We start from the raw sequence: 16,662 nt of genomic DNA, 5'->3' as shown, positions 1-16,662 counted from the left end.
CGACCTCTCAGTACTTCAGCAGGTTGGAATCGTCGACCGAGGCCGAGCGACGCGTCTTGAAGATCGCCATGATGATCGTCAGACCGACCACGACCTCGGCCGCCGCGACGACCATCACGAAGAACGCCATCACCTGGCCGTCCAGCCCGCCGTTGATGCGGGCGAACGTGACCAGGCTGAGGTTCACCGCGTTGAGCATCAGCTCCACGCACATGAACACCACGATGGCGTTGCGCCGCACCAGCACGCCGACCGCGCCGAGGCTGAACAGCAGCGCGGACAGCAGCAGGTAGTACGTAGGGGTCACGACGACTCTCCCTTGAGCGCGTGCGCGTCGGGCTGGTGCCCGGTGCCGGACACCTCCGCGACGTCGTCCTCGAGAGTTTCCCTCGCGGTCGTCTCGATCAGCTCGGACAGCGACTCCGCCGCCACCGAGCCGTCCGGCAGCAGGGCGGGCGTGGCCACCGAGTTGGCGGTGGCGAACACGCCTGGGCCGGGCAGCGAGCCGGGGCGGTCGCCGCGGAAGCGCTCCTCGACGAGCTGGCGCTGGGTCTTCTTGGCGTCCTTGCCGGTGCGCGAGGTGAACGCGAGCACCATGGCGCCGACCGCCGCGGTGATCAGCAGCGCCGACGTCAGCTCGAACGGGAACAGGTAGTCGGTGAACAGCGCCTCGCCGATGTTGGCGACGTTGCCGCCGTTCTGCGTGTTCTGCGCGGCCAGCCCGACCGGTTCCACGTCGGTCAGCGCGCGGGCGACCGAGGAGACCACGATGCCCGCGAAGCCGACGCCGATGACCGCGGCGGCGAGCCGCTGCCCGCGCAGCACCTCGACCACCGAGTCCGAGCTGTCCCGGCCGACCAGCATCAGCACGAACAGGAACAGCATCATGATCGCGCCGGTGTAGACGATGATCTGCACGAAGCCGAGGAACGGCGCCTGCTGGACCATGTAGAGCACACCGAGGCTGAGCATGGTGAGCACCAGCCACAGCGCCGAGTGCACGGCGTTGCGGGCGAAGAGCATGCCCAGCGCGCCGGCCAGGGCCAGCGGTCCGAGGATCCAGAACGCGACCGCCTCACCGGTGGTGACGGTGTCGACCACGCGCTGGACCTCGTCGGGCTGCTGGAGCAGGAACGAGAGGCTCACTTGCCCGCCTCCTCGGGCCCGGTCTCCACCAGCGCGCCCGCGGGCACGCCCGCCTCGCGGGCCAGCTTCGGCCCGTTCACGTAGTAGTCCTGCTCGTTCTCGCCCAGCCGCATCGGGTGCGGCGGCTGCTCCATGCCGGACAGCAGGGGCGCGAGCAGGTCCTCCTTGGTGAAGATCAGCTTCTGGCGGTTGTCGTCGGCCAGCTCGTACTCGTTGGTCATGGTGAGCGAGCGGGTCGGGCACGCCTCGATGCACAGGCCGCAGCCGATGCACCGCAGGTAGTTGATCTGGTAGTCCTTGCCGTAGCGCTCACCCGGGGAGTAGCGCTCCTCCTCGGTGTTGTCGCCGCCCTCGACGAAGATCGCGTCCGCCGGGCACGCCCATGCGCACAGCTCGCAGCCGACGCACTTCTCCAGCCCGTCCGGGTGCCGGTTGAGCTGGTGGCGGCCGTGGAACCGCGGCGCGGTGACCTTCTTGACCTCGGGGTACTCCTCGGTGACGACCTTCTTGAACATCGTGCCGAAGGTGACGCCGAAGCCCTTGACGGGATCAAACACGCCCATCGCTGGCCTCCTTGTGTGAAGCTGCGGGTACCGCTGCCGGTTCCTGCGTCTGGTCGTCGGCGCCGGGCAGCTCGGCCACCCGCACCTGGCGGCGCGGCGGCGCCTTGGGGACCTTGAGGTCCAGCGGCGGCACCGGGAAGCCGCCGCCGGTGACCGGCACGGCGTCCGGGTCGTGCGCTTCCCGCTTGTCCGGCAGCAGGAACGCGATCACGAGCACCACCGCGAGGAACGCGCCGATCACGATCAGCGCCGTGCTGGTGTCCAGGCCGCCCTCGGTCTCCCACTCCTGGCGCAGGTAGCGCGCGAACGCCACCGCGACGAACCACACCAGCGCGATCGGGACCAGGAACTTCCAGCCCAGCCGCATGAACTGGTCGTAGCGCAGGCGGGGCAGCGTGCCGCGCAGCCAGATGAACAGGAACAGGAAGCCCAGCGTCTTGATCACGAACCACAGCAGGCCGAACCAGCCGCTGTTGAGCACGTGGTCGTCGCCGACGAACGGGAACCGCCAGCCGCCCAGGAACAGGGTGGTGGCCAGCGCCGAGACGGTCACCATGTTGACGTACTCGGCGAGGAAGAACAGCGCGAACTTCAGCGAGCTGTACTCGGTGTGGAAGCCGCCGACCAGCTCCGACTCGGCCTCGGGGAGGTCGAACGGAGCGCGGTTGGTCTCGCCGACCATCGAGCACACGTAGATGAGGAAGCTGACCGGCAGCAGGTAGAAGTACCAGCCGTTGCTCTGCGCGTCGACGATGTCCGAGGTGGACAGCGAGTGCGAGTGCATGACGACGGCGATGATCGACAGGCCCATCGCGATCTCGTAGGAGATCACCTGCGCGGCCGAGCGCAGCGCGCCCAGCAGCGGGTACGGCGAGCCGGACGCCCAGCCCGACAGCACGATGCCGTACACGCCGAGCGAGGAGCAGGCCAGCACGACCAGCACGCCGACCGGCAGGTCGACCAGCTGGAGCGCGGTGCGCTCGCCGAAGATCGAGACCTCACCGCCGATCGGGATCACCGAGAAGGCGACGAACGCGGGGATCGTGGAGATCACCGGCGCCAGGAAGAACACCCACTTGTCCGCCAGGACCGGGCGGATGTCCTCCTTGAACGCGAGCTTGAGGCCGTCGGCGAGCGACTGGAGCCACCCGCCGGGGCCGACCCGGTTCGGCCCGGGGCGCTGCTGCATCCGGGCCACCACCTTGCGCTCCCAGTTGATCATGAACAGGGTCATGACCACCAGGAACGCGAAGATGGCGACGACCTTGACGATGATCAGCCAGAGCGGATCGTCGGCCAGGAGTTCTGCCGTGCTCATGCCATGCCTCCAGCGGGCGACGTGATCGTCTCAGCGGAGCCCGTGACCAATGGGGAGACGGCCACCACGGAGCCGTGGCCGGCGACGAGGTTGCGCCGCACCGTGACCGCACCCGAGTTGCCGGGCAGCCACACGACGCCGTCGGGCAGGTCGGCCGCCTCGACCGGCAGCACCACCTCGCCCCGATCGGTGGAGACGGTGATCTCGCCACCGAGTTCGACACCCAGGTACGCGGCGGTGGCGGTGGACAGCTTGGCCACCACCGGGCGCGCGGTGCCCGCCAGGTTCGGCTCGTCGTCCTGCAACGAGCCGTTGTCCAACAGCCTGCGCCAGGTCGCCAGCACGGCCTGACCGGCCTTGGGCTGGGTCAGCAGCGGTGTCGGCACGGTGGGCGGGGCCGCCGTGACGGTCGCCGAACCCAGGCGCGCGAGGTCGGCCGCCGCGGCGGCCGGGGTCTGCGTGAACAGGTCCGCGTCCATCTCCACGGCCAGCGTGTCGAGCACCCGGCCGTCCGGCAGCGCGCCGGTGCCCTCCAGCGTGGTGACGAAGGGGCGCGGGCGGCCCTCCCAGTTCAGGTAGGTGCCCGCCTTCTCCACCGCGGGGGCGACCGGGAGCACCACGTCGGCGTGCGCGGTGACCGCGCTGTGCCGCAGCTCCAGGCTGACCACGAAACCGGCGAACTCCAGCGCCCGCTCGGCCAGCCCCGGGTCCGGCAGGTCGAACGGGTCGACACCGCCGACCACCAGCGCGTCCAGCCCACCGCTCGCGGCGGCGGTGAGGATGCCCGCGGTGTCGCGGCCCGCCTTCGCGGGCAGCGCGCCCGCCGCCAAGCCCCACGCCTGCTCGACCTCGGCCCGCGCCGCCTCGTCGCCGACCAGGCGACCGCCCGGCAGCAGCGTCGGCAGCAGACCGGCCTCCAGCGCGCCCCGCTCACCGGCGCGGCGCGGGATCCAGGCGACCTTGGCGCCGGTCCGCTCGGCCAGCGCGGCGACCGCGGAGAACAGGCCCGGCACCTCGGCGGCGCGCTCGCCGACCAGGATCACCGAACCCGGCTTCGCCAGCTCCTCGACCACGTCGGCGGCGTGCTCGGGCAGCGCGTTGATCGCCGACGGCTCGCCGCCGGGCACGCACGCGAGCAGCACGCCGTTCGTCTTCTCCACCGCGGGCGTCGTGTACTGGCCCAGGTGGTAGACCTTCGTCCGGTTCTTGCGGGCCGCCTTGCGCAGCCGCAGGAACACGATCGGCGACTCCTCCTCCGGCTCGAACGCGACCAGCAGCGCGGCGGGCGCGGACTCGATGCCCGCGTACGTGACGCCGCCGTTGTCCGGGTTCGTGCCGAGGACGGCGCTGGTCAGGAACTCCAGCTCCTCCGCCGAGTGGGCGCGGGCGCGGAAGTCGACGTCGTTGGTGCGCAACGCGATCCGGGCGAACTTCGAGTACGCGTAGGCGTCCTCGACGGTGAGCCGGCCACCGGCCAGCACGCCGACGCCCTTGCCGTCCCGCGCCTTCGCCAGGCCCTCGGCGGCGTACTGCAACGCCTCGGTCCACGACGACTCGCGCAGCTCGCCGCTCTCCTCGTCGCGCACCAGCGGGCGGCGGATGCGGTCGGCGGCGGTGGCGTAGGTGAACGCGAAGCGGCCCTTGTCGCAGGTCCACTCCTCGTTGACCTGCGCGTCGTCGCCCGCCAGCCGGCGCTGCACCTTGCCGCGCCGCCAGTCGGTGCGCGTGGCGCAGCCCGACGAGCAGTGCTCGCACACGCCGGGCGTGGACACCAGGTCGAACGGCCGGGCGCGGAACCGGTACGCGGCGCTGGTCAGCGCGCCCACCGGGCAGATCTGGATGGTGTTGCCGGAGAAGTACGACTGGAACGGCTTCTCCTGCGCCACGCCGATCTGCTGCTGCGCGCCGCGCTCCAGCAGCTCGATGAACGGGTCGCCCGCGATCTGCGCGGAGAACCGCGTGCAGCGCTGGCACAGCACGCACCGCTCGCGGTCCAGCAGCACCTGCGTGGAGATCGGGATCGGCTTCGGGAACGTCCGCTTGTGCTCGTGGAACCGCGAGTCCGCGCGGCCGTGCGCCAGCGCCTGGTTCTGCAACGGGCACTCGCCGCCCTTGTCGCAGATCGGGCAGTCCAGCGGGTGGTTGATGAGCAGGAGCTCCATCACGCCCTGCTGCGCCTTGTCCGCCACCGGCGAGGTCAGCTGGGTCTTGACCACCATGCCGTCGGCGACGGTCATGGTGCAGGAGGCTTGCGGCTTCGGCATCGGCCGGCCGCCCATCTCCACCTCGACCAGGCACTGCCGGCAGGCGCCCGCGGGCTCCAGCAGCGGGTGGTCGCAGAAGCGCGGCACGACGATGCCCAGCCGCTCCGCGGTGCGGATCAGCAGCTCGCCCTTGGGCGCGACGACCTCCAGGCCGTCGATGACGAGCTTCACGTGGCCCTCGGGGACCACCAGCTCGGCCTTCTGTTCAGGCGCGATCGTCATGCGCTAGCTCCCGCCAGGACGGTGCCGGTCTGGTTCTTGGCCGAGTTCTGGTCGCACAGGGCCAGGAACTCGTGCTTGAAGTACTTGATGCCGCTGGTGATGGGGCTGACCGCGCCGTCGCCGAGCGCGCAGAACGAGCGGCCCAGGATGTTGTCGCAAACGTCCAGCAACGTGTCGATGTCACTCGCCGTGCCCTCGCCGCGCACCATCCGCTGGAGGATCTGCACGAGCCAGTAGGTGCCCTCGCGGCACGGCGTGCACTTGCCGCACGACTCGTGCTTGTAGAACTCGGTCCACTTCATGACCGCCCACGGCACGGACACCGTCTCGTTGAAGATCTGCAACGCGGTCGTGCCCAGCATCGACCCGGCCTCGGCCGCGCCCTCGAAGTCCAGCGGCACGTCCAGGTGGTCGGCGGTGAACAGCGGGGTGGACGAGCCGCCCGGCGTCCAGAACTTCAGCGGGATGCCGTCCTTCATGCCGCCCGCCAGGTCCAGCAGCTCGCGCAGCGTGATGCCCATCGGGGCCTCGTACTGGCCGGGCCGCTCCACGTGGCCGGACAGCGAGAAGATCTTCGGCCCCGGCGAGCGCTCGCGGCCCATGGTGCGGAACCAGTCCGCGCCGCCGTTGACGATGTAGGGCACGCTGGCGATCGTCTCGACGTTGTTCACCACGGTCGGCGAGGCGTACAGGCCGGCGGTCGCCGGGAACGGCGGCTTGAGCCGGGGCTGGCCGCGCTTGCCCTCCAGCGAGTCCAGCAGCGCCGTCTCCTCGCCGCAGATGTAGGCGCCCGCGCCCGCGTGCACGACCACGTCGAGGTCGAAGCCCGAGCCGAGGATGTCCTTGCCCAGGTAGCCCGCCTCGTACGCCTCGCGCACGGCCGCGTGCAGCCGGCGGATGACGTGCAGCACCTCGCCGCGCACGTAGATCGCGGCGAAGTTCGCCCGGATCGCGTACGAGGTGATGATGATGCCCTCGATCAGCGAGTGCGGGTCCGCCATCATCAGCGGGATGTCCTTGCAGGTGCCCGGCTCGCCCTCGTCGGCGTTGATGACGAGGTAGTGCGGCTTGCCGTCGTTCTGCGGGATGAAGCCCCACTTCATGCCGGTGGGGAAGCCCGCGCCGCCGCGGCCGCGCAGCCCGGAGTCCTTGCACTGCTGGATCAGCTGGTCCGGGTGGACCTTGAGCGCCTTGCGCAGCGCCGTGTACCCCTCCAGCTGCTCGTAGGTCTTCAGCGTCCACGAGCGCGGTGACAGCCAGCGCTTGGTGAGGACGGGAGTCAGCGTGTCGACCATGTCAGCTCTCCCCTACCTACTTCTTCTCCGGCAGCGGCGGGAACTCCGCGTTGTCCGGCATGGCCGGCGCGGTCCAGCCGCGTTCCGCGGCGATCTTGGCCCCGCGCACCGTCTCCGGCGCGGCCGACGGGCCGTCCAGGTCCGCGTCCCGGCCCTCGAAGAACCCGGCCAGCTGCAACTCGGCCTGGCGGAAGTCGGTCAGCGGCGCGCCCCGCGTCGGGTGGGGCTTCTCCCCCGCCTGCAAGGACTTCACCAGCTCCAGCGCGCCGTCGGGCGTCTGGTTGTCGAAGTACTCGTAGTTCACCTGGAGCACCGGGCCGAGGTCGCAGGCCGCCAGGCACTCGGCGTGCTCCAGCGTGATCGAGCCCGGCGTGCCCGGCTCGCCCGCGGTCTCCTCGTGGCCGACGCCCAGGTGGTCCTTGAGCTTGGCGTAGATGGCGTCACCGCCGAGCGCGGCGCACAGCGTGTTCGTGCAGACGCTCACCAGGTGCTCGCCGCACGGGCGGCGCTTGTACATGGTGTAGAACGTCGCGACCGCGCTGACCTCGGCGTTGGTCAGGTCGAGCTGGTCGGCGCAGAACGTGATGCCCGCCTGGCTGACGTAGCCCTCGACCGACTGCACCAGGTGCAGCATCGGCAGCAGCGCCGACCGGGCCTGCGGGTAGCGCGCGATGATCGCCTGCGCCCGGTCCACGACCGACTGGTCGAACACGGCGGTGTCGGCGACGCCCTCGGTCACCAGCCGCTGCGTCTCGACGGGGTCGAGCGCCGAAGCCTCGTAGACCTCTTCGGAAGTGCTCATCGGTCACAACCACCCATCACCGGGTCGATAGAGGCCACCGACGCGATGACGTCGGCGACCATGCCGCCCTCGCACATCGCGGGCATCGACTGGAGGTTCACGAAACTGGGTTCGCGCACGTGCACGCGCATCGGCCGGGTGCCGCCGTCGGAGACGATGTGGTAGCCCAGCTCGCCGCGCGGCGACTCGATCGGCACGTACACCTGGCCCGGCGGCACCGCGAAGCCCTCGGTCACCAGCTTGAAGTGGTGGATCAGGGACTCCATCGACTGGCCCATGATCTTGCGGACGTGCTCGAGCGAGTTGCCCATGCCGTCCGCCCCGATGGTCAGCTGCGCGGGCCACGCGATCTTGGCGTCCTCGACCATGACGGGGCCGGGCGTGAGGTTGTCCACGGCCTGCCGCACGATCTTGAGCGACTGGTGGATCTCCTCCAGCCGCATCTGGTAGCGGGCGAAGGAGTCGGCGGCGTTCGACGTGGGCACGTCGAACTCGTAGTTCTCGTAGCCGCTGTAGGGCTCGACCTTGCGCAGGTCCCACGGCAGGCCCGCGGAGCGCAGGATCGGGCCGGTGATGCCGAGCGCGAGGCACGCGTCCACCGGCAGGTAGCCGACGCCCGCGAGGCGGTTGCGCCAGATCGGCTGGCCGGTGAGCAGCTTGTCGTAGTCGGGCAGCCGGGAGTCCATCACCTTGATGAAGTCCTTGATCCGCTGCTCCGCGCCCTCGGGCAGGTCCTGCGCCAGGCCGCCGGGCCGGATGAACGCGTGGTTCATCCGCAGGCCGGTCAGGAACTCCAGCAGGTGCAGGACCTCTTCGCGCTCGCGGAAGCCCGCGGTCATGCCGGTCAGCGCGCCCAGCTCCATGCCGCCGGTGGCCAGCGCCACCAGGTGCGAGCTGATCCGGTTGAGCTCCATGAGCAGCACGCGGATCGTCTGCGCCCGCTGCGGGACGGTGACGCCGAGCAGCTTCTCGACCGCCATGCAGTACGCGGCCTCGTTGTGCAGCGGGGCCAGGTAGTCCATCCGCGTCACGAACGTGACGCCCTGGGTCCAGTTGCGGTACTCGACGTTCTTCTCGATGCCGGTGTGCAGGTAGCCGATGACGCTGCGGGCCTGGGTGACCGTCTCGCCCTCCAGCTCCAGCACCAGGCGCAGCACGCCGTGCGTGGAGGGGTGCTGCGGGCCCAGGTTCATGACGATGCGCTCGTCACCCGCGGCCTCGGCCAGCACCTCGTCCCAGTCGCCGCCGGTCACCGTGTAGACGGTGCCCTCGGTCGTCTCGCGGGAGCCCGCGTACGCGTCGGGGTTCGCCGTGGTGCGGTTGGCGTCGTGGGAGTCGCTGTCGCGGCCCGGGTCGCTGGTGTCGGTGCCCGTGGTCACGTCGGAAATACGCTCGGTCATGAGTAGGACCGCCTCTGGTCTGGCGGGGGGATCTCCGCGCCCTTGTACTCCACCGGGATGCCGCCGAGCGGGTAGTCCTTGCGCTGCGGGTGGCCGTCCCAGTCGTCCGGCATGAGGATCCGGGTGAGCCCCGGGTGGCCGTCGTAGACGATGCCGAACATGTCCCAGGCTTCGCGCTCCTGCCAGTCCGCGGTCGGGTAGACCGAGACGATGCTGGGGATGTGCGCGTCGTCCACGTCGACCGCGACCTCCAGCCGGATGCGCCGGCGGTAGGTCATCGACGTCAGGTGGTAGACCGAGTGCAGCCGCTGCGGCGCGTCCACGCCGTAGTCCACACCGGACACCGAGCTGCACAGCTCGAAGCGCAGGGCCGGGTCGTCGCGCAGGATGCGCGCCACGTCGACGAGCTGCTCGCGCCGCAGGAAGAACGTGATCTCGCCGCGGTCCACGGTGATCTGCTGCACCGTGTCGGCGGGCAGGCCGCGCTCCCGGATCGCGCCCAGCAGCTCGTCGGCGACCTCGTCGAACCAGCCGCCGTAGGGCCGCTCGGACGGCGCGGCGACGTGGGCGGGCAGCCGCAGGCCGCCGAAGCCGGAGGTGTCACCGGTGCCGGAGATGCCGAACATGCCCTGCCGGGCCTTGCCCGCCACCACGCCGCCGTGCGCGAGGTGCTCCTCGTGCTGGGCCTCGTTCATGCCGGCCGAGCTGAGCGCCTCGTCGTTGCCCGGGGTGCCGGCGCCGGGGGTCTTGGCGACCTCGCCCTTGGCGTTGTTGTCGCCCGCGCTGGTCTCATTTGGCATTGCCGCTCACTTCTTCGCAAAGCGCTGGGAGGACGGGATCAGGTCCGTGGTGCGGCCCGACTCGGCCAGCGCCGCGGCCCTGGTCGCACCCAGCGGCTCGTCCATGATCTTCGCGTGGATCTTGAGGATCGCGTCGATCAGCATCTCCGGCCGCGGCGGGCAGCCCGGCAGGTACATGTCGACCGGCACGACGTGGTCCACGCCCTGCACGACCGCGTAGTTGTTGAACATGCCGCCGCTGGAGGCGCACACGCCCATGGCGAGCACCCAGCGGGGCTCGGGCATCTGGTCGTAGATCTGCCGCAGCACCGGCGCCATCTTGTTGGTCACCCGGCCCGCGACGATCATCAGGTCGGCCTGGCGCGGCGAGGCGCGGAAGACCTCCATGCCGAACCGCGCGAGGTCGTAGCGCGGACCGCCGGTGGTCATCATCTCGATCGCGCAGCACGCCAGGCCGAACGTGGCGGGCCACAGCGAGGACTTGCGGGTCCAGTTGACCAGCTTCTCCACGCTGGCGAGCAGGATGCCGTTCGGGAGCTTCTCTTCGAGACCCACTTCGATCTTCCCCCTCAGTTCCAGTCGAGGCCGCCGCGACGCCACACGTAGGCGTACGCGAAGCCGACCGTCGCGACGAACAGTGCGATCTCCACCAGGCCGAACAGGCCGAGCCGGTCCGCGGAGACCGCGAATGGGTAGAGGAACACCATTTCGATGTCGAACAGGATGAACAGCATCGCCGTGAGGTAGTAGGCGACCGGCATGCGGCCACCGCCCACCACGGGTTGCGGCGACGGCTCGATGCCGCACTCGTAGGCGTCGAGCTTCGCGCGGTTGTAGCGACGGGGGCCGATGTACGGCGCGGCCGTCACCGAGAACAGCGCGAAGGCCCCGGCGAGGACGAACATCAATACGAGGGGGAGGTAAGGGTCCAGCACTCTCCGTCGTCCTTTCCTCGCGTCGCGGTGGTGGTGCACCGCCGACCGTTGCGCACCCTAAAGGGTGTTCTTGCGGCCTCCGGAGGTTAGGCGGGCCTAACAATCCGCAGGTCGCTTGTGAAACACTTCACAAGCCATCTCAGCCGGTTGTGAAGTGATTCACAAGACCTGAGGGCCAGTGTAGAACGTCACACACAGGCGTGACGAGCACCCCTGCCATAGGTCCTGACCTGCACTTTCACGGTGCAGATCAACAGTTGGTCCACCCAGCAGTGAACGGGACCACACGGGAAAACGAAACAGCGCCGTCCCGGAGGACGGCGCTGCAACGGTTAGCGGAGGGCGGTTAGGCCGTTGGGGCGAGTTTCGTGGCGGCCGTGATGATGCGGTCGAACGAGTCGCCGTCCTTGGGGTCGTAAAGACCCGCGAGGAGCTTCAGGACCAGCTTCATCAGCGTCTTGCGGGGCAGGCCGTACTTGGTCGCCGTGCGCATGACGGTGGGGTTGCCGATCAGCTTGCTGAAGACGTTGCCGAGCCGGTAGTAGCTGCCCAGGGCCTGCTCGATGCGCACCGGGTAGCCGTGCAGCGCGCGCTCGCGGCTCGCGCCCTGGCGGGCCAGCGCCTGCACCACCGTCTCGGCCGCGATCCGGGCCGACTCCATCGCGTACCCGATGCCCTCGCCGTTGAACGGGTTCACCATGCCGCCCGCGTCACCGACGAGCAGCAGGCCGTCGCGGTAGTGGGGCTTGCGGTTCAGGCCCATCGGCAGGGCCGCGCCGCCGATCTTGCCGGTGGCGTTCTCCTCGCGGAAGCCCCACTCCTCGGGGGTGCCGTCCAGCCAGCTCTTGAGCAGCGCGCGGTAGTCCGTGGTGCCGTATGCCTTGGAGGTGCTGAGGATGCCGAGGCCGACGTTCACCGTGCCGTCGCCCATGCCGAAGATCCAGCCGTAGCCGGGCAGCAGGACGTCGTTGGCGCGGTCCCACAGCTCCAGGTGCGACTCCAGGTAGTCGTCCTTGGTGCGCGGGCTGGCGTAGTAGCGGCGGACCGCGACGCCCATCGGCTTGGCGTCGTCCTTCTGGATGCCGACGCTGAGGGCGAGGCGGGCGCTGACGCCGTCGCAGGCCAGCACGATCGGGGCGCGGTAGGTGACCGGGGTCTTGTCCGGCCCCTGCTTGGCCTCCACGCCGACCACGCGGCCGTTCTCCACGACCGCGCCGGTGACGGTGGTCTGCTGGTGCATCCGCGCGCCCGCCGCGACGGCGGTGTTCGCCAGCATCTCGTCGAAGTCCTGCCTCGGGCGCACCAGGCCGTAGGGCGGGAACGTGGCCAGCTCGGGCCAGTCCAGCTCGAGCGTGACGCCGCCGCCGACCACGCGCAGGCCGCGGTTGTGCAGCCAGCCCGCTTCCTCGCGGGTGTCGATGCCGAGGTCGATGAGCTGCTTGACCCCGCGCGGGGTCAGGCCGTCACCGCACACCTTCTCGCGGGGGAAGGTGCTCTTCTCCAGCAGCACCACGTCCAGGCCCGCGCGTGCCAGGTAGGTGGCCGCGGTGGAGCCGGCCGGCCCCGCCCCGACCACGATCACCTCGGCGTCCTCGCCTGCCTTGCGGCGGCTGGGAGTCGTCATCCCCGCTCCTTGTGCCCGTGTTCACAAAGTCCGGGTCGAGTCTACTTGCGGGTTGCTGAGGGCTCCCGCTACTGGGGCTTGGTGCCCCGGTGCAGCGCGACCATCCCGCCGGTGAGGTTCATCCAGGCGACGTCCTCCCAGCCGGCGCGGGCCACGATCTCGCCCAGCGCGCGCTGGTCCGGCCAGGTGCGCATCGACTCGGCGAGGTAGGAGTACGCCTCCGGGTTGGACGACACGAACCGGGCGATCAGCGGCAGGATCCGCAGCAGGTAGCGCATGTAGACGAAGCGGAACGGGCGGAAGGTGGGCGTGGAGACCTCGCACACCACGAGCCGTCCGCCCGGCTTGACCACGCGGGCCATCTCGCGCAGGGCAGCCTCGGTGTCGTTGAAGTTGCGCAGGCCGAAGGACACCGTGACGGCGTCGAACGAGTTGTCGGCGAACGGCAGGCGCAGGGCGTCGGCGGCGACCTTGGGCACCGGCCGGTGCGCGCCGCCGAGCAGCATGCCGAGCGAGAAGTCGGCCGCCACGCACCACGCGCCGGAGGCCGCGTACTCCACGGTGGACACCGCCGTGCCGGCGGCGAGGTCGAGCACCTTCTCGCCGGGCTTGGCGTCCAGCACCCGCCTGCTCCACTCGCGCCAGCGCCGGTCGAACCCGAGCGTCATGACCGAGTTCGTCCGGTCGTAGCCCCGGGCCACGCCGTCGAACATCTCGGCGACCTCGCGGGGGTTCTTGTCCAGACCTGCACGCGCCATGCCGGAAGCCTAGGTGACGCCCCCACCCCCGGCATTCCCTCCCACCCCTCGTGAGTCGAACGCTGAGGACCCGCGTGTCGAACGCTCAGGTCCCGAGAGTCGAACGCTCACGCCTCGTGAGTCGAACGCTCAGGACCGGTGAGTTCAACGCTCGGGTCCGGCCCTGGGGTACCTGAACGGTGAACTCGGGGGTCCTGAGCGTTCGACTCACGGGACCTGGAGGTTCGACACGCGAGACCTGGAGGTTCGACTCACGGGGTGGCGCGGAGGGCGGTCAGCATGCCGGTGACGGCGGCTTGCCAGGGGTACTGCTCGGCGCGGGCCCGGGCGGCGGAGCGGCGGGTCGGTTCCGGGCGGTCCAGCAGGGCGGTCACGGCCCCCGCGAACGCCGGCGCGTGGTCGGGCACGGCGGCGCCGCAGCCGGGCTCGACGATCTCGCGGAGCGCGGAAGAGGCGGAGACGACGACGGGCGTGCCGGAGGCCAGCGCCTCCAAGGCCGCCAGGCCGAACGTCTCGTGCGGGCCCGGGGCCAGCGAGACGTCGGCGGTGGCCAGCAGGTCGGCGACATCCGTGCGCCGGTCGACGAAGCCGAGGAACGTCACCGGCAGCCCGGCGGCACGCCGTTCCAGCGCCTCGCGGCGCGGCCCGTCACCGGCGATCACCAGCCGCACGTCGTGCCCGGCCGCGTGCAGCTCCGCCGCCGTGTCGACGCTGCGCTCCACGTGCTTCTCCGGCGACAACCGCCCGCAGTGCACGAGCAGCGCGTCCGCGCCCCGCGCCAGCTCCGCCCGCAACGACCGGTCGTGCCGGGTCGGCGTGAACGTGCGCAGGTCCACCCCCAGCGGCACGCGGGCGACGTTGCGCGCCCCGATGCGCTCGAACTCCTCCAGCGCGAACTCCGTCGTGCACACCACCGTGTCGTAGGACGCCGCCATCCGCGCGTTCGCCCGGTCCGCGACCCGCCGGGCCAGCGGCACGGGCAGCAGGAACTGCTCCAGCAGCCGGTCCAGCCGCTCGTGCGAGATCACCACGCTCGGCACGCCCCGCGCCGCCGCCCACCGCCCCATCCCGCGCAACGTCAGCCGGTCCGACACCTCCAGCCGGTCCGGCGCCAGGTGGTCCAGCAACGCCCGCACGCGCCACGGGTCCACCGCCCGGTACCCGCCCGTGCCGGGGATGCGCGGCGCGGGCAGCGTCACCCGCCGCACGCCCGGCGACAGCTCCTCGTCGGCGTGCGCGGGCCCCGGCACGACGAGCGTGACCTGGTGCCCGTTCGCCGCGTAACCGCCGCCGAGGTGGTGCAACGCGGTGCGCAGCCCACCGGAGCGCGGCCCGTAGAAGTTGGCCAGCTGCACGATCCTCATGCGGCGCGCCGCTCCGGCACGTCCAGCACGGCCGCGTAGTGGCCGAGCAGCTCGTCGCACACCGCCGACCACGTCCGCCCGCGCACCCGGAGCCGCGCCGCCCGCCCGAACCGCCGGCGGCGCACCGGGTCGCCCAGCTCCACCACGGCCCGCCTGAGCTGCGCGTCGTCGGAGAACAGGTACCCGGTGCCCGGTCGCACCAGGTCGCGCGGCCCGCCCGCGTCCGGCGCGACGACCGGCACCCCGCTGGCCAACGCCTCCTGCACGGCCTGGCAGAACGTCTCGTGCGGGCCCGTGTGCACGAACACGTCCAGGCTCGCGTAGGCCGTCGCCAGGTCCGTGCCGCTCTTGAACCCGAGGAACGCCGCACCGGGCAGGTCCCGCCGCAACCGCGCCTCCTCCGGCCCCTCCCCGACCACGACCAGCCGCACGCCGGGCAGGTCCGCGAGCGCGGCGAGCCGGTCCACCCGCTTCTCCGGCGACAACCGGCCGACGTACCCGACCAGCAGCTCACCGGCCGGCGCGAGCGCGGCGCGCAGCGCGTCGTCCCGCCGGGACGGGTGGAACAGCTCCGCGTCCACACCACGTCCCCACCGGTGCACGCGCGGCACGCCGTGCTCCCGCAGCACGTCCACCGCCCAGGTGGACGGCGCGAGCGTGCGGTCGGCCTGGGCGTGCAGCCGGCGCGTCCACCGCCAGGCGGCGCGGGCGGTGAGTCCGAGGCCGTAGTGACCGGCGAACCCGGCGACGTCGGTCTGGTAGACCGCGACCGTCGGCACGCCCAGCCTGCGCGCCGCGGACAGCCCCCGCGCGCCCATCACGAACGGGCTGGCCAGGTGCACGACGTCCGGCTCGAAATCGGCCAGCGCGGTCAGCACCCGGCGCGTGGGCACGCCGACCGGCAGCGAGCTGATCCCGGGCAGGTCCACCGACGGCACGCGCACGACCGGCGTGCCGAGGTGGTCGTCCGCACCCGCCCCCGGCGCCACGACCAACGCCCGGTGACCGTGCGCCCTGAGGTGGTCCAGGACCCGCAAGACGGAGTTGGTGACCCCGTTGACCCGGGGCAGGAAGCTCTCGGTGACGATCGCGACGCGCACGCCGTGAACCATGGGGTGCCGAGGACACGGCGGCGTGACCCCTCGGCGAACACCCGCCGAACTCTCCGCGTCCGGGTTGACGTTGGCCCCGGGTTCACCTGGAGTACGCGGCGCGGTCACTCCGTGCGGTGACACTAGGTCGGCATGACCGTCTTGTCGTCCCGGCCCGCGCAGCCCGTCGATCCCGGCCTGGTGTCGATCGCGCTGGAGATAGCGGGCCGACTCGCCAACGACGCGTCCGACGTGATCATGGCGACCGCGGGGCGCGGCGCGCGGCCCGACGACGAGGCGTCGCCGTTCGACTGGGTGACCGACACCGATCGGACGCTGGAGCGGCACACGCGGCGGGTGCTGACCGCCGAGTTCCCGCACATCCCGGTGTTCTGCGAGGACACCGACCCGGACGTGGCCGGCGACGCGGAGTTCCGCTGGGTCGTGGACCCGGTGGACGGGACCGCGAACTACGTCGCCGGCGTGCCGTGGTGCGCGTACAGCCTGGCGCTGGTCGACCGGTGGGGTCCGGTGGTGGGCGTGGTCGCCGACCCGTACCGGGCGCAGATCTACGCCGCGGCGCGGGGGCGGGGCATGCGGGCGAACGGCACGCCGGTGCGGCTGGGCGGCCAGGCCGTCAGCTCGATCGTGTGCACGGAGATGACGCGGACGGGCCCGTGGCCGGGCATGGGCGGGTTCATCTCCCGGGCCGCGGTGGCGGGCACGGGCGTGCGCGTGCTGGGCTCGAAGGCGCTGGCCGTCGCCCAGGTCGCCCTGGGCCACGCCGCGGCCGCCGTCCTGGACAGCTACCACGAGTGGGACGTGGCCGGCGCGGTCGCCCTGGCCGTCGAATCGGGCGCCGCCGTCCTGGACCGGCGGGGCGAGGACGACCCCCTGCCGGTGGACGGCCTGCTCGTGGCCGTGCCGGAGGTGGCGGAGGAAGTCCTGGGCTGGTGGCAGGCGTCGACGTCCCGTTAGACCGTTTGGCGGATCGATGTGTTCCGGGTATAGTTGGTCACGCCAGGCCCAGTAGGGCCTGGAAGTGAACCCGGTTCACCCGCCGGACGACGGGTTGCCGGG

Annotated in this window: 16 protein-coding genes; 1 reads left to right on the top strand and 15 read right to left on the bottom strand. The window is 71.3% G+C overall.

Annotated elements, in window-relative coordinates:
* Positions 1–7 precede the first annotated feature (7 nt).
* The 15 genes from nuoK to ACIQMJ_RS07610 all read right to left on the bottom strand — a co-directional run bounded on the left by nuoK (position 8) and on the right by ACIQMJ_RS07610 (position 15,591).
* On the bottom strand, positions 8–307 hold the full coding sequence (gene nuoK / locus ACIQMJ_RS07680) for an NADH-quinone oxidoreductase subunit NuoK (RefSeq protein ID WP_053715303.1): 300 nt from the start codon (positions 305–307) through the stop codon (positions 8–10).
* Positions 304–1,146, bottom strand: a complete 843-nt coding sequence (locus ACIQMJ_RS07675) for an NADH-quinone oxidoreductase subunit J (RefSeq protein ID WP_499760127.1) — start codon at positions 1,144–1,146, stop codon at positions 304–306. Before ACIQMJ_RS07675 ends, nuoK begins: the two co-directional genes overlap by 4 nt.
* Positions 1,143–1,709 carry an NADH-quinone oxidoreductase subunit NuoI gene (gene nuoI / locus ACIQMJ_RS07670; RefSeq protein ID WP_499760126.1) on the bottom strand — a complete coding sequence of 189 codons (567 nt, stop codon included), beginning with the start codon at positions 1,707–1,709 and terminating at the stop codon, positions 1,143–1,145. Before nuoI ends, ACIQMJ_RS07675 begins: the two co-directional genes overlap by 4 nt.
* On the bottom strand, positions 1,696–3,027 hold the full coding sequence (nuoH, locus tag ACIQMJ_RS07665) for an NADH-quinone oxidoreductase subunit NuoH (protein ID WP_499760125.1): 1,332 nt from the start codon (positions 3,025–3,027) through the stop codon (positions 1,696–1,698). Before nuoH ends, nuoI begins: the two co-directional genes overlap by 14 nt.
* Entirely contained in the window at positions 3,024–5,513 is a 2,490-nt protein-coding gene (locus tag ACIQMJ_RS07660; protein ID WP_499760124.1) for an NADH-quinone oxidoreductase subunit G, read from the bottom strand. Before ACIQMJ_RS07660 ends, nuoH begins: the two co-directional genes overlap by 4 nt.
* The gene (nuoF, locus tag ACIQMJ_RS07655) at positions 5,510–6,808 is read right to left on the bottom strand and encodes an NADH-quinone oxidoreductase subunit NuoF (protein ID WP_499760123.1); all 1,299 of its coding nucleotides are present in this window, start codon (positions 6,806–6,808) and stop codon (positions 5,510–5,512) included. Before nuoF ends, ACIQMJ_RS07660 begins: the two co-directional genes overlap by 4 nt.
* 16 nt (positions 6,809–6,824) lie before the next feature.
* Positions 6,825–7,610, bottom strand: a complete 786-nt coding sequence (nuoE, locus tag ACIQMJ_RS07650; protein ID WP_499760122.1) for an NADH-quinone oxidoreductase subunit NuoE — start codon at positions 7,608–7,610, stop codon at positions 6,825–6,827.
* On the bottom strand, positions 7,607–9,010 hold the full coding sequence (locus ACIQMJ_RS07645; protein ID WP_499760121.1) for an NADH-quinone oxidoreductase subunit D: 1,404 nt from the start codon (positions 9,008–9,010) through the stop codon (positions 7,607–7,609). Before ACIQMJ_RS07645 ends, nuoE begins: the two co-directional genes overlap by 4 nt.
* Positions 9,007–9,810 carry an NADH-quinone oxidoreductase subunit C gene (locus tag ACIQMJ_RS07640; protein ID WP_499760120.1) on the bottom strand — a complete coding sequence of 268 codons (804 nt, stop codon included), beginning with the start codon at positions 9,808–9,810 and terminating at the stop codon, positions 9,007–9,009. Before ACIQMJ_RS07640 ends, ACIQMJ_RS07645 begins: the two co-directional genes overlap by 4 nt.
* 6 nt (positions 9,811–9,816) lie before the next feature.
* Positions 9,817–10,365, bottom strand: coding sequence for a NuoB/complex I 20 kDa subunit family protein (locus ACIQMJ_RS07635; protein ID WP_106616888.1), 549 nt, complete (start codon positions 10,363–10,365; stop codon positions 9,817–9,819).
* Positions 10,366–10,379: 14 nt separating this feature from the next.
* The gene (locus ACIQMJ_RS07630) at positions 10,380–10,745 is read right to left on the bottom strand and encodes an NADH-quinone oxidoreductase subunit A (protein WP_053715312.1); all 366 of its coding nucleotides are present in this window, start codon (positions 10,743–10,745) and stop codon (positions 10,380–10,382) included.
* A gap of 346 nt (positions 10,746–11,091) precedes the next feature.
* Positions 11,092–12,369, bottom strand: coding sequence for a geranylgeranyl reductase family protein (locus tag ACIQMJ_RS07625; RefSeq protein ID WP_499760119.1), 1,278 nt, complete (start codon positions 12,367–12,369; stop codon positions 11,092–11,094).
* Positions 12,370–12,437: 68 nt separating this feature from the next.
* Positions 12,438–13,127, bottom strand: a complete 690-nt coding sequence (locus ACIQMJ_RS07620) for a demethylmenaquinone methyltransferase (RefSeq protein WP_387485998.1) — start codon at positions 13,125–13,127, stop codon at positions 12,438–12,440.
* 251 nt (positions 13,128–13,378) lie between these two features.
* Positions 13,379–14,491 (bottom strand): glycosyltransferase family 4 protein, encoded by a 1,113-nt coding sequence (locus ACIQMJ_RS07615; RefSeq protein WP_499760118.1) that lies wholly within the window; start codon positions 14,489–14,491, stop codon positions 13,379–13,381.
* On the bottom strand, positions 14,488–15,591 hold the full coding sequence (locus ACIQMJ_RS07610; protein ID WP_499760117.1) for a glycosyltransferase family 4 protein: 1,104 nt from the start codon (positions 15,589–15,591) through the stop codon (positions 14,488–14,490). The genes ACIQMJ_RS07615 and ACIQMJ_RS07610 overlap by 4 nt, the downstream gene beginning before the upstream one ends.
* 144 nt (positions 15,592–15,735) lie before the next feature.
* Here ACIQMJ_RS07610 and ACIQMJ_RS07605 point away from each other — a divergent pair, with 144 nt between their 5' ends.
* On the top strand, positions 15,736–16,560 hold the full coding sequence (locus ACIQMJ_RS07605; RefSeq protein WP_499760116.1) for an inositol monophosphatase family protein: 825 nt from the start codon (positions 15,736–15,738) through the stop codon (positions 16,558–16,560).
* Positions 16,561–16,662 lie beyond the last annotated feature (102 nt).

Source organism: Actinosynnema sp. NPDC091369, assembly GCF_044757065.1.
GTDB lineage: Bacteria > Actinomycetota > Actinomycetes > Mycobacteriales > Pseudonocardiaceae > Actinosynnema.
Note: the sequence above shows the minus strand (reverse complement) of the source record. Positions and strands in the feature narration are given on the sequence as shown.

What these genes read in the sequence shown, in the direction of transcription:
- ACIQMJ_RS07625 (WP_499760119.1), bottom strand. Translation starts at nt 12,369, where the DNA reads ATGACGACTCCCAGCCGCCGCAAGGCAGGCGAGGACGCCGAGGTGATC.
- ACIQMJ_RS07620 (WP_387485998.1), bottom strand. Translation starts at nt 13,127, where the DNA reads ATGGCGCGTGCAGGTCTGGACAAGAACCCCCGCGAGGTCGCCGAGATG.
- nuoE (WP_499760122.1), bottom strand. Translation starts at nt 7,610, where the DNA reads ATGAGCACTTCCGAAGAGGTCTACGAGGCTTCGGCGCTCGACCCCGTC.
- nuoI (WP_499760126.1), bottom strand. Translation starts at nt 1,709, where the DNA reads ATGGGCGTGTTTGATCCCGTCAAGGGCTTCGGCGTCACCTTCGGCACG.
- nuoF (WP_499760123.1), bottom strand. Translation starts at nt 6,808, where the DNA reads ATGGTCGACACGCTGACTCCCGTCCTCACCAAGCGCTGGCTGTCACCG.
- ACIQMJ_RS07615 (WP_499760118.1), bottom strand. Translation starts at nt 14,491, where the DNA reads ATGAGGATCGTGCAGCTGGCCAACTTCTACGGGCCGCGCTCCGGTGGG.
- ACIQMJ_RS07640 (WP_499760120.1), bottom strand. Translation starts at nt 9,810, where the DNA reads ATGCCAAATGAGACCAGCGCGGGCGACAACAACGCCAAGGGCGAGGTC.
- ACIQMJ_RS07605 (WP_499760116.1), top strand. Translation starts at nt 15,736, where the DNA reads ATGACCGTCTTGTCGTCCCGGCCCGCGCAGCCCGTCGATCCCGGCCTG.
- ACIQMJ_RS07660 (WP_499760124.1), bottom strand. Translation starts at nt 5,513, where the DNA reads ATGACGATCGCGCCTGAACAGAAGGCCGAGCTGGTGGTCCCCGAGGGC.
- nuoH (WP_499760125.1), bottom strand. Translation starts at nt 3,027, where the DNA reads ATGAGCACGGCAGAACTCCTGGCCGACGATCCGCTCTGGCTGATCATC.
- ACIQMJ_RS07645 (WP_499760121.1), bottom strand. Translation starts at nt 9,010, where the DNA reads ATGACCGAGCGTATTTCCGACGTGACCACGGGCACCGACACCAGCGAC.